The sequence below is a fragment of the Halomonas sp. 3H genome (assembly GCF_024206005.1).
GTDB classification, from domain to species: domain Bacteria; phylum Pseudomonadota; class Gammaproteobacteria; order Pseudomonadales; family Halomonadaceae; genus Halomonas; species Halomonas campaniensis.
Genome location: NZ_CP100360.1, coordinates 2,300,650 through 2,312,934 on the forward strand (window position 1 = coordinate 2,300,650; position 12,285 = coordinate 2,312,934).

The 12,285-nt window shown below is 65.5% G+C and carries 9 protein-coding genes and 1 pseudogene; 7 read left to right on the forward strand and 3 right to left on the reverse strand.

Annotated elements, in window-relative coordinates:
* Positions 1-73 precede the first annotated feature (73 nt).
* Positions 74-1,060, reverse strand: a complete 987-nt coding sequence (locus tag NFC98_RS10705) for a LysR family transcriptional regulator (protein WP_254274975.1) — start codon at positions 1,058-1,060, stop codon at positions 74-76.
* 118 nt (positions 1,061-1,178) lie between these two features.
* Here NFC98_RS10705 and NFC98_RS10710 point away from each other — a divergent pair, with 118 nt between their 5' ends.
* The 6 genes from NFC98_RS10710 to NFC98_RS10735 all read left to right on the forward strand — a co-directional run bounded on the left by NFC98_RS10710 (position 1,179) and on the right by NFC98_RS10735 (position 9,340).
* On the forward strand, positions 1,179-2,120 hold the full coding sequence (locus tag NFC98_RS10710) for a sodium-dependent bicarbonate transport family permease (protein ID WP_254274976.1): 942 nt from the start codon (positions 1,179-1,181) through the stop codon (positions 2,118-2,120).
* 260 nt (positions 2,121-2,380) lie between these two features.
* Positions 2,381-3,550 carry an isovaleryl-CoA dehydrogenase gene (locus NFC98_RS10715; RefSeq protein WP_254274977.1) on the forward strand — a complete coding sequence of 390 codons (1,170 nt, stop codon included), beginning with the start codon at positions 2,381-2,383 and terminating at the stop codon, positions 3,548-3,550.
* Between the two features lie 124 nt (positions 3,551-3,674).
* The gene (locus NFC98_RS10720; RefSeq protein WP_254274978.1) at positions 3,675-5,282 is read left to right on the forward strand and encodes a carboxyl transferase domain-containing protein; all 1,608 of its coding nucleotides are present in this window, start codon (positions 3,675-3,677) and stop codon (positions 5,280-5,282) included.
* A gap of 15 nt (positions 5,283-5,297) precedes the next feature.
* Entirely contained in the window at positions 5,298-6,134 is an 837-nt protein-coding gene (locus tag NFC98_RS10725; RefSeq protein ID WP_254274979.1) for an enoyl-CoA hydratase-related protein, read from the forward strand.
* Between the two features lie 8 nt (positions 6,135-6,142).
* Complete coding sequence (locus NFC98_RS10730) at positions 6,143-8,182, forward strand: acetyl/propionyl/methylcrotonyl-CoA carboxylase subunit alpha (RefSeq protein WP_254274980.1); 2,040 nt, start codon at positions 6,143-6,145, stop codon at positions 8,180-8,182.
* Positions 8,183-8,440: 258 nt separating this feature from the next.
* The gene (locus NFC98_RS10735) at positions 8,441-9,340 is read left to right on the forward strand and encodes a hydroxymethylglutaryl-CoA lyase (RefSeq protein WP_254274981.1); all 900 of its coding nucleotides are present in this window, start codon (positions 8,441-8,443) and stop codon (positions 9,338-9,340) included.
* Between the two features lie 117 nt (positions 9,341-9,457).
* On the opposite strand, the gene NFC98_RS10740 is transcribed toward NFC98_RS10735, so the two are convergent.
* Positions 9,458-9,883, reverse strand: coding sequence for a hypothetical protein (locus tag NFC98_RS10740; protein WP_254274982.1), 426 nt, complete (start codon positions 9,881-9,883; stop codon positions 9,458-9,460).
* 163 nt (positions 9,884-10,046) lie between these two features.
* Complete coding sequence (locus NFC98_RS10745; protein ID WP_254274983.1) at positions 10,047-10,556, reverse strand: hypothetical protein; 510 nt, start codon at positions 10,554-10,556, stop codon at positions 10,047-10,049.
* Between the two features lie 570 nt (positions 10,557-11,126).
* On the opposite strand from NFC98_RS10745, the pseudogene NFC98_RS10750 reads away from it, so the two are divergent.
* Positions 11,127-12,180 (forward strand): annotated as a pseudogene (locus NFC98_RS10750) (IS481 family transposase).
* Positions 12,181-12,285: the final 105 nt, after the last annotated feature.

The window sequence follows — 12,285 nt, forward strand, 5'->3', positions numbered from 1 at the left end:
ACGCCCAGCCAACGCCAGGGACGCCAGCCGCCACCGCCAACCGCTCCAGCCGGGGTCAGACTCTTAATTTCCCTTAAGGGTCTGACCCCGGGGCGGCGCCCCCCGCGGCGGCGTCGAGCCGCCGCAGCAGGTCATCGAGCGCGTTGCTGAGGAAACGCGGCTCCACGCACTCGCCCAGGTGCCCCTCGGCGAAGCGCAGGAATCCCAGCGCCGCATGGGAGAGTCGCCGGTCGCGGCGCACGATGAACTGCCAGTGGCTCTCGATGGGCAGTCCCGCCACCGGCAGGATTACCAGGTCCGGGTGCTCCGGCGGCAGCACGTGCTCGGAGAGCACGGCCAGCCCCATGCCCGCCGCCACGCCCACCCGGATCGCCTCGTTGCTGGCCATCTGCAGGGTCGGGCCCAGGGTCAGCCCCTGCTCCTGGAGCCAGCTCTCGAACAGCATGCGGGTGGCCGAGCCCGGCTCGCGCAGCAGGAAGCGCTCACCCAGCAGCTCATTCATGGCGATGCGCTCGCGCCCGGCCAGGGGATGGCCCCGCGGGGCCACCGCCACCAGCGGGTTGCGCAGGAAGCGCCCGGCCAGGGCGTGGGCAAGCGACGGCGGGTGGCTGAAGACGTAGAGGTCATCCTCCTGGCGCTCGAAGCGGGTGAGCATCTGGCGCCGGTTGCCGAAATGCACCGTGACGTCGACCTCCGGGAAGGCCTGGCTGTAGGGGCCAAGCAGCCGCGGCAGCACGTACTGGGCGGTATTGACCAGGGCGATGGAGAAGCGCCCTCGCTCGCCGCCACGCAGCGCCGAGAGGTAGTCGTCCAGGTCGGCGAAGCGCCCCAGCACCTCGCGGCTGGCGCGGTAGAGTTCGCCGCCCGCCTCGGTGGGGACCTGCCGCCCCTGGCGGGTCTCCAGCAGCGGCTCGCCCAGGGTCTCCGCCAGGCGCTTGAGCTGCAGCGAGACGGTGGGCTGGGTCAGGTGGAGCTGCCGCGCCGCCTCGCTGATCGACCCGCTGCGGACCACCGCCACATAGACCTGCAGCAGCCGGAAGGTGAGGTGTCGAATGTTCATGGCGACCCCGGGATATAGATGATCATCTATACTGCATTGCAAGCAACACAATTGGTATCAATACCATCGACTCCGCACAATCCCTGGCGTTTCCTGACCCCGACCGTGAGAGTCCCCCATGCCCGATATCGTGGTGATGTTCTTCCTGCTCGGCCTGGTGGCCGGCGTGCTGAAGTCGGACCTGACCATCCCCAAGGCCGCCTACGACACCCTGAGCCTGCTGCTGATGCTGACCATCGGCCTCAAGGGCGGCATGTCGCTCTACGGCAACCTCGGCTGGTCGCTCGTGCCGGAGCTGGTCGCCGTCGCCGCGCTGGGTGCGCTGATCCCGCTGGCCCTGATGCCGGTGCTGCGTCGCCTGGTGCGCCTCAACGCCGCCGACAGCGCCAGCATCGCCGCCCACTACGGCTCGGTGAGCGCCGGCACCTTCGCCGTGGCCCTGGCCTTCGCCGAGGGGCGCGGCCTGCCCATCGGCGCCGAGGTCACCCTGTACCTGGTGATGATGGAGCTGCCGGCGATCATGGTCGCCATCGCCCTCTACCGCCGCCATGCGGGCAAGGCCGCCGGGGAAGCGATGCAGGGGATCTGGCACGAGACGCTGACCAACCGCGGGGTGATCCTGCTGGCCGGCGGCGCAGTGATCGGTGCCATGTACGGCCCCCAGGAGGGCGCCAACGTCACCGAGCTCTTCACCAGCGCCTTCCACGCCGTGCTCGCCCTCTTCCTGCTGCAGATGGGCCTGACCGCCGCGGACACCCTGCGCCCCATTCCCTGGTTCCACTGGCGGCTGCTCACCTTCGCCCTGGTCGCTCCGCCGGTGCTGTCGCTGGCCGGCCTGGCCGTCGGCCTGGCCCTCGGCCTGCCCGCCGGCTCGCTCTTGATCCTCACCGCACTGGCCGCCAGCGCCTCCTATATCGCCGCCCCGGCCGCCATGCGCACCGCCATTCCCCAGGCCAATATCGGCCTGGCGATGCTGGCCGCCCTGGGCTTCACCTTCCCGCTCAACGTGATCCTGGGCATCCCCCTCTACCACCAGCTGATCACCTGGCTGGCCGCCTAGCCGTGTAACCCCGCCTGGCCCGTCCCGGGGCAGCCCTCGCGGCTGCCCCGCTGCCGTTAACGCCCTGTCATCTCCCCTCGCCCGTCGGCCGCCGATTCGACATTCGTCGAAGCCGGGATAGGCTGCACTTTACGTTAACGTCAACCTGACCTAGTCTTGTGCCATTACGGTTTCACCACCCGACGCGACCCGTCGTGCGCGCCCCCCTCCCGCCACGGAGCCGGAGCGCCACGACTCCCGACAAGAACGGAGCCCCGCTCATGCATACGCCCTTCAAGCCCCTCGACTTCGGCCTCGACGACGAACTGAACATGCTGCGCGACCAGGTGAACGCCTTCGCCCGCGACGAGATCGCCCCGCGCGCCGCCGAGATCGACGAGAAGAACGAGTTCCCCAACGACCTCTGGCAGAAGTTCGGCGACATGGGCCTGCTCGGCATCACCGTCTCCGAGGAGGATGGCGGCACCGGCATGGGCTACCTGGCGCACTGTATCGCCATGGAGGAGATCTCCCGGGCCAGCGCCTCCGTGGGCCTCTCCTACGGCGCCCACTCCAACCTCTGCGTCAACCAGCTCAAGATCAACGCCAGCCCCGAGCAGAAGGCCAAGTACCTGCCCAAGCTGATGACCGGCGAGCACGTCGGCGCGCTGGCCATGTCCGAGCCGGGCGCCGGTTCCGACGTGGTCTCCATGAAGCTGCGCGCCGAGAAGCGCGGCGACCGCTACGTGCTCAACGGCAACAAGATGTGGATCACCAACGGCCCCGACGCCGACGTGCTGGTGGTCTACGCCAAGACCGACCCGGAGGCGGGCTCCAAGGGCATCACCGCCTTCATCATCGAGAAGGGCATGCCCGGCTTCTCCACCGCCCAGAAGCTCGACAAGCTCGGCATGCGCGGCTCCAACACCTGCGAGCTGGTGTTCCAGGACTGCGAGGTGCCGGAAGAGAACGTGCTGGGCGACGTGGGCAAGGGCGTGCGCGTGCTGATGAGCGGCCTCGACTACGAGCGCACCGTGCTGGCCGCCGGCCCCATCGGCATCATGCAGGCCGCCATGGACATCGTGGTGCCCTACATCCACGAGCGTAAGCAGTTCAACCAGTCCATCGGCGAGTTCCAGCTGGTGCAGGGCAAGGTGGCCGACATGTACACCACCCTGAACGCCTGCCGCGCCTACCTCTATGCCGTGGCCGCCGGCTGCGACCGCGGTCAGACCTCCCGCAAGGACGCCGCTGGCGTGATCCTCTACTGCGCGGAGAAGGCCACCCAGGTCGCCCTGGACGCCATCCAGCTGCTGGGCGGCAACGGCTACATCAACGAGTACCCCACCGGGCGCCTGCTGCGCGACGCCAAGCTCTACGAGATCGGCGCCGGCACCAGCGAGATCCGCCGCATGCTGATCGGCCGCGAGCTGTTCAACGAATCTGCCTGATGCGCGGCCTCTCACCGTAGGAGCCTTGCTGGCAAGGCGATGGCAATGTTGCCCAATCGCGCTGCAAGCAGCGCTCCTACCATTCGCCTGTGAGGCGTTGGTACAAGACTTCAAGGGATCCAAGATGAGCATCCTGCAGACCCAGATCAATCCGCGCAGCGACGGCTTCCAGGCCAACGAGGCGTCGATGCGTGCCGAGGTGATGAAGCTTCGCGAGCTGACCGCGGCCATCGCCCAGGGCGGCGGCGAGAAGGCCCGCGCCCGTCACGAGTCCCGCGGCAAGCTGTTCGTGCGCGACCGCATCGACCACCTGATCGACGAGGGCTCGCCCTTCCTCGAGTTCTCGGCCCTGGCCGCCTTTGATGTCTACGACTCGGCGATCCCCGCCGCCGGCGTGGTAACCGGCATCGGCCGCGTCTCGGGCGTCGAGTGCGTGATCGTCGCCAACGACGCCACCGTCAAGGGCGGCACCTACTTCCCGCTCACCGTGAAGAAGCACATCCGCGCCCAGGAGATCGCCCGCAAGCACCGCCTGCCGTGCATCTACCTGGTCGACTCCGGCGGCGCCTTCCTGCCCCGCCAGGACGAGGTCTTCCCCGACCGCGACCACTTCGGCCGCATCTTCTACAACCAGGCGACGCTGTCCGCCGAGGGGATCCCGCAGATCGCCGTGGTCATGGGCTCCTGCACCGCGGGCGGCGCCTACGTGCCGGCCATGGCCGACGAGTCGATCATCGTCCGCGAGCAGGGCACCATCTTCCTGGGCGGCCCTCCCCTGGTGAAGGCCGCCACCGGCGAGAGCATCAGCGCCGAGGACCTGGGCGGCGCCGACGTCCACGCCAAGATCAGCGGCGTGGCCGACCACTACGCCGAGAACGACGCCCACGCCCTGCAGCTGGCCCGGGCCAGCGTGTCGCGGCTCAACTGGCAGAAGCGCGGCCAGCTCAGGATGCAGGCGCCCAAACCGCCCAAGCTCGACCCCAGCGAGATCTACGGCATCGTCGGCACCGACCTCAAGAAGCCCTACGACGTGCGCGAGGTGATCGCCCGCATCGTCGACGACTCCGACTTCGACGAGTTCAAGCGCTACTACGGCGACACCCTGGTGACCGGCTTCGCGCATATCCACGGCTACCCGGTGGGTATCGTCGCCAACAACGGCGTGCTGTTCTCCGAGAGCGCCGTCAAGGGCGCGCACTTCATCGAGCTCTGCGCCCAGCGCAAGATCCCGCTGATCTTCCTGCAGAACATTACCGGCTTTATGGTGGGCTCCAAGTACGAGCACGAGGGCATCGCCAAGCACGGCGCCAAGCTGGTGACCGCGGTGGCCTGTGCCCGCGTGCCCAAGTTCACCGTGCTGATCGGCGGCAGCTTCGGCGCCGGCAACTACGGCATGTGCGGCCGCGCCTACGATCCCAACCTGCTGTTCATGTGGCCGAATGCCAGAATTTCCGTCATGGGGGGTGAACAAGCCGCCGGCGTGCTGGCCCAGGTCAAGCGCGAGCAGATCGAGCGCGAGGGCGCCGAGTGGACGAAGGAGCAGGAAGAGGCCTTCAAGCAGCCCACCCGCGAGCAGTACGAGCACCAGGGCCACCCCTACTACGCCAGCGCCCGGCTGTGGGACGACGGGGTCATCGACCCGGCCCAGACCCGCGACGTGCTGGGCCTGTCGCTGGCCGCGGCGATGAATGCCGAGGTCGAAGAGACCAAGTTCGGCGTGTTCCGGATGTAAGGGAGGATGGCACCCATGGCAACGCAACAGACCTACTCCCGGCTGGAGCTCGACGACCGCGGCATCGCCTGGCTGACGCTGGAGCGCCCCGAGGTCCACAACGCCTTCGACGACAGCCTGATCGCCGAGCTCAACGCCCACCTGGAGCGGCTGCACGTGGCCGCCGGCCACGGCGAGGTGCGCGCGGTGGTGCTGGGCTCCGAGGGCAAGAGCTTCTCGGCCGGGGCCGACCTCGGCTGGATGAAGCGCATGGTCGAGTACGACTTCGATGGCAACCTGGCCGATTCGCGCAAGCTCGCCGCCCTGATGCACGGGCTCGACACCCTGCCCTGCCCCACCCTCTGCCGCGTGCAGGGGGCCGCCTTCGGCGGCGCCGTGGGCCTGGCCGCCTGCTGCGACATCGTCGTCGCCTCCGAGAAGGCGAAGTTCTGCCTCTCCGAGGTGAAGATCGGCCTGTCGCCGGCGGTGATCAGCCCCTACGTCCAGCGTGCCCTGGGGGAGCGCCAGATGCGCCGCTACGCGCTGACCGCCGAGGTGATGGACGCCACCACCGCCCTGGCGCTGGGCCTGGTGCATCGCCTCGCCGCCCATGACGAGCTCGACGCCGCCGTGGAGGCGATGCTCGACATCCTGCTGGCCGGCTCGCCCCAGGCCCAGCGCGCCACCAAGGCGCTGCTCGCCGAGGTGGCCCGGGAACCCGACAGCAAGGCCACCCGGGAGCACACCTGCCGGGTGATCAGCGAGCTGCGCGTCAGCGCCGAGGGCCAGGAGGGCCTGGCCAGCTTCTTCGAGAAGCGCCGCCCCGCCTGGACAAACGATAGCGACAAGACCGCCACGGAGCCTCGCTCATGAGCCCTGACATGACCAAATTCGATACCCTGCTGGTCGCCAACCGCGGCGAGATCGCCTGCCGGGTGATGCGTACAGCGCGCGCCATGGGCCTGCGCACCGTGGCCGTCTACTCCGACGCCGACGCCAACGCCCGCCACGTGCGCGAGGCCGACGAGGCCGTGCGCCTGGGCCCCGCCGCCGCCCGCGACAGCTACCTCAAGGTCGAGGCGGTGATCGAGGCGGCGCGCCGCACCGGCGCCGGCGCCATCCACCCCGGCTACGGCTTCCTCTCCGAGAATGGCCCCTTCGTGGACGCCCTGGAGCAGGCCGGCATCATCTTCGTCGGCCCGCCCGCCTCGGCCATCGCCGCCATGGGCGACAAGTCCGCCGCCAAGGCGCGCATGGCCCACGCCGGCGTCCCCCTGGTGCCGGGCTACCACGGCGACGACCAGGATGACGCCCTGCTCAAGGCCGAGGCCGACAAGATCGGCTACCCGGTACTGCTCAAGGCCAGCGCCGGCGGCGGCGGCAAGGGCATGCGCGTGGTCGAGTCCGCCGCGGGCTTCCAGGCCGCCCTGGACGGCTGCCGCCGCGAGTCCCAGGCCGCCTTCGGCGACCAGCGCATGCTGATCGAGAAGTACCTGACCCAGCCGCGCCACGTGGAGGTCCAGGTGTTCTGCGACCGCCACGGCAACGGCGTCTATCTGTTCGAGCGCGACTGCTCCGTGCAGCGCCGCCACCAGAAGGTGCTGGAGGAGGCCCCGGCCCCGGGCATGACCGACGCGCTGCGCCGCGAGATGGGCGAGGCGGCCGTGCGCGCCGCCAAGGAGATCGGCTACGTGGGCGCCGGCACCGTGGAGTTCCTGCTGGATGCGGACGGCTCCTTCTTCTTCATGGAGATGAACACCCGCCTGCAGGTGGAGCACCCGGTCACCGAGATGATCACCGGCCAGGACCTGGTCGAGTGGCAGCTGCGCGTGGCCATGGGCGAGCGGCTGCCGCTGGCCCAGGACGAGCTGACCATCACCGGCCACAGCTTCGAGGCGCGCCTCTACGCCGAGGACCCGGAGCAGGACTTCCTGCCCGCCACCGGCCGCCTGGACCGCTTCGCCCTGGACCTGGAAGGCGCCGGCCTGGACGCAAACAAGGTGCGCCTGGACAGCGGCGTGGAGAGCGGCGACGTGGTCTCCATGCACTACGACCCGATGCTCGCCAAGCTGATCGTCCACGGTGCCGACCGCGACCAGGCCCTGGCCACTCTCAACCGCGCCCTGGCCGCCCTGGACGTGCAGGGGGTGGTCACCAACCGCGCCTTCCTGCAGCGCCTGGCCACCCACCCCGCCTTCAAGGCCTGCGAACTCGACACCCGCTTCATCGAGAAGCACGAGGCGACCCTCTTCGCCACTCAGGAGGTCACCACCGAGGCCTACGCCGCCGCGGCGCTGATCGGCCTCAAGCAGCTGGCCCGCGAGTGCGAGAGCGACTCCCCCTGGGACCGCCACGACGGCTTCCGCCTCAATGCGCCCCACACCATCCGCCTCGCGCTGTGCGCCACCGGCCACGACCTGACCCGCGCCCAGGCGCCGGACGCCGATGACGTGGTGATCGTGGAAGGCACCCGGGAGACCGACGCCGACCCCTGGCACCTGACCATCGGCGACACCACCCTCACCGCCCGCCTGCAGCACCTGGAAGGCGACGCCGTGGCGGTCACCCTGGATGGCCACCGCCGCCGCCTGCAGGCCCGCCTGGGCGACAACGGCGTGGTGGTGATGGCCGACCCGAGCGGCGAGACCCGCCTGTTCTGGCGGCGTATCGACGCCATCGATCACGGCCAGCACGAGGCGGAGTCCACCCTCACCGCCCCCATGCACGGCACCGTGGTGGCGCTGCTGGTGGAGCCGGGCCAGAAGGTGGAGAAGGGCATGCCGCTGATGGTCATGGAAGCCATGAAGATGGAGCACACCATGTCCGCCCCCGCCGATGGCCACGTGGCGAGCTTCCACTTCGCCGCCGGCGACACCGTGGGCCAGGGCGACGTGCTGCTCGAATTCGCCCCGGAGGAGTAATCCGGGATTCGCGGCTGCGCTGCCCTTCGTAGGAGCGCTGCTCGCAGCGCGAAAGGAGGCCGCAGGCCTCCCCTGTCGCTGCCCTTCGTAGGAGCGCTGCTCGCAGCGCGATAGGAGACCGCAGGCCTCCCCTGCCAGAGACGGGCACCATAGCGGGCCATACGTCTCGGCAGGGGCCGGCCAGCAACGCACGCAGAATCTGCCAACACCCTGGCCCGGGCTCCCCCAACCAGGCCAATAAAGGATTGGAGACAACAGATGGCATTCCCCCAACACGTCCGCCTGGTCGAGGTCGGCCCCCGCGACGGCCTGCAGAACGAGCCCGAGCCGATCAGTACCGCCACGAAGCTGGAGCTGATCGACCGCCTGGGCGCGGCCGGTCTCAGCTACATCGAGGCGGCCAGCTTCGTCTCGCCCAAGTGGGTGCCGCAGATGGCCGACCACCGCGAGGTGATGACCGGCCTCAGCCGCCGCGATGGCATCACCTACGCGGCGCTGACCCCCAACCTCAAGGGGCTGGAAGCGGCCCTGGAGTGCGGCGTCGAGGAGGTGGCGGTGTTCGGCGCCGCCTCCGAGGCCTTCTCCCAGAAGAACATCAACTGCTCCGTGGCCGAGTCCCTGGCACGCTTCGAGCCGGTGCTGGAACGCGCCCGGGCCGCCGGCGTGCGGGTGCGTGGCTACGTCTCCTGCGTGCTGGGCTGCCCCTACGAGGGCGAGATTGCCCCCGCCAAGGTGGCCGAGGTGTCCAAGGCCCTCTATGAGATGGGCTGCTACGAGGTGTCCCTGGGCGACACCATCGGCACCGGCACCCCCCTCAAGGCCAAGCGCATGCTCGAGGCCGTCAGCGACGAGGTGCCCATGGCCCATCTCGCCGCCCACTTCCACGACACCTACGGCCAGGCGCTGGCCAACCTCTACGCGGTGCTGGAGGAAGGCATCAGTGTGGTGGACAGCTCCGTGGCCGGCCTCGGCGGCTGCCCCTACGCCAAGGGCGCCTCCGGTAACGTGGCAAGCGAAGACGTGGTCTACCTGCTCAACGGGCTGGGCATCGAGACCGGCATCGACCTCGACGCCCTGGCCGCCACCGGCACCTGGATCACCCAAGCCATCGGCCGGCCCAACCGCTCCAAGGTGGGGGTGGCGCTCGCCGCCAGGTAATCGCAACGCCAACAAGCAAAAGCCCCGAGCCAGGTGACTGACTCGGGGCTTCTCATCTCGCTGGTTATGTCCGCGTTGACACCCGCAGAACACCACACCTTACCAGGCCGGTGGTGGCTAGATTGACGCGTACTCATTCGGGTGGTTGAGCTCCCGTTTTTTCCTCGGGAAAGCGTCGTAAATCTCCCGGTGCCGGCTCAACCCGTACTCGTCGGCGCGACTCTCATAGGCCGCGACCCACTCAATCAAGTTCTCGAGATTGTCATCCTGCTCCTCTTTCGAGCTGAACTTCTCCGGCTCCCAGGGCCGTGCGCGGCAATGCGCGATACACACATCGACCCCCGGGTTAAGAAAGATAAGCTCTTCACAATTTCCCAAGATCGCTTCGATAATATCCGCGTAGCAACCCTCGATGATCCAGCTCTCATTATCGGCCATGAAACGCCTCACATCCGCAATGCTATCCGAGAGCGGGCGCCTCTCCGCCCCATCCTGAAACGCCACCTCGTCCAGGGACAGGCGAGCAGCAGCCTGCTTGGACATGATTTTCCTGGCGAGCGTGCTTTTGCCGGAACCAGCATTACCCAGAAGTATTGTTCTCAAAGTGACTCGCACTCCTGATGCCGCGCACAACGGCGCTATTTCAAGGAAAGCCGAAGGTGATTATCAAGCAGTTTTTCCGCGTGAAGAAATTTGTTGGTCGCCATTATCTCTCAATCCAGCCGAGCGCTTCAGCCGAGTGCATTACCTGACTAGCATTTCCTCTTCTAACCGCCTGCTCCATCTTCTCAAGCGGCTTATTTGGCAACGAACTGCCCTTATTCGACAACTCAATAAGTAACACGCTCACTCCCCAACCTTTAAATTCTGGGTACAAATAGAATGCATTAATATTTGTGAAAAACATTGGGCTTTCTTGTTTCAAAAGAATTGCGTTCCCCGCAATTCGTTCTCGAACTTCCAATTCGATTCGTTCAACAAAGGCGGCCTCCGACTTCCTTTCTTGAATCTCGGCCTCGAAGTACGCATGCATCCATATGAAAAAAGGAATCACGAATGCCGTTGCGAGAAACCTACTTCTAGTAGATTCAAACAAGTTTTCGTGCCAAGACTTACTCTCATCACTCTGAGATGCCAGCTCAGATCTTACTTCTTGACGAAACAGCTCTTCCAGTCGAATGTGATATTTGTCTTCATCAGTTAACATTTTTTCCATACCCCACTTTCCCAACTGGCCGAGACATGTCGAAGCCATTATTTGTTTGAATAATCTCGTACAAGACACCGTCTCTCTTATCTAGCGCATATGTGACCCCATCAATTTCGACGATTTGAAAATTCAAAGGGGAATTAGTGCTCAGCCCGTTCCCCGTGGGGGCAGTTGAACACCCAGCAACAACCAGAACTAGGAATATAATTGTAAAGATCTTCATTTTATCACCCAACTCACCTCTTACGCCCAACGCTCGCGTAATGGGCGCAAGCTTGCGAGCGAAGGGAGCGAAGGGAGCGAATTTAATGGAGTTTTTATGCGTGCTTTAACTACTTAGGACAAACAACAAATTCCAGTTTATTTCCGTCAGAGTCACGGACGTAGGCTGCATAAAATCCCTCTGCATCTTGCGCCTGTATCCTGGCTCATCTTCCACACATCCCCCTTGCTTCATGTGTGATGTGATGGTACTCACCTGACAGTCGGCCACTGAAACCGAAGTGGCCATAGCGATCCCCGTGGGTTATAGAGCGAGTGTCTGACGCTCGGCTGTAACACCATGAGGAAACGACTATGAACACCGAAGAAAAGGTAGCACGCCGGAAGCTCAGTCTCCTAGAACTGCCCAGGGATCTGCAGAACGTCAGCAAGGCCTGCAAGGTCATGGGGTATTGCCGGCAGCAGTTCTATGAGATCCGTCGCAACTATCAAACCTTCGGCTCCGAGGGGCTGATCGACAAGCTCCCAGGGCCGCGGGGACCGCACCCCAATCGCGTCAGCGAAGAAATCGAAACCGCCATTCTTGAACACAGACTGGCCTTCCCCACCCACGGCCCTGTGCAAGTCGCACAAGAGATGGCCCCTACATGGTATTCAGGTCAGCTCTACCGGTGTCAGGGGTGTATGGGGGCGCCATGACCTGCTGACGCGTCATGAGCGCCTCCTGCGGCTCGAGCGGGCCACACGCGAGCAGATGATCGAGCTGACTGATGATCAGGTACGTCTTCTGGAGCGTTTCAGTCCGGAGTTCCGCGAACGCCATATCGAGGTTCACCACACCGGCGAACTGGTTGCCGTCGACACCTTCTTCGTCGGCACGCTCAAAGGGGTCGGCAAGGTCTATCTGCAGTCTGTCATCGATTGCTTCAGCCGCTATGTCTGGGGCCGCCTGTACACCAACAAATTGCCTGTCACAGCAGTCCACGTGCTCAACAACGACGTGCTGCCCTTCTTCGAGGCTCACAACGCCAAGGTCAGCACGGTGCTCAGCGACAACGGCCGGGAATTCTGCGGACGCAAGGGCCAGCATCCGTATGAACTGTTCCTTCAGCTCGAAGAGATCGAGCACCGCACCACCAAGGTTCGGCGGCCACAAAGCAATGGGTTCGTCGAACGGCTGCACCGCACACTGTTGGACGAGCACTTCCGCGTTCAGGGGCGTACCAAGTGGTACGAGGCCCTGGAAAAGATGCAGATGGACCTGGATGACCACCTCGTCATCTACAACACCGAGCGCCCCCACCAAGGGCGCAATATGAAAGGGATGACACCCTATGTCGCCTTCAAGAAGGGGTTCCCCAAATCAACGAAGAAGGAACCCAGGAAAACGGCAGAAAATACTGCTTGACTATAGGGAGCCCGCGGGTCTTGTGTCAGGTGAATACTGTCTCTGTACATATCGCTTGAATTCAGGATTCATAGCAACTTTTAATTGAACACTAACCGCATACTC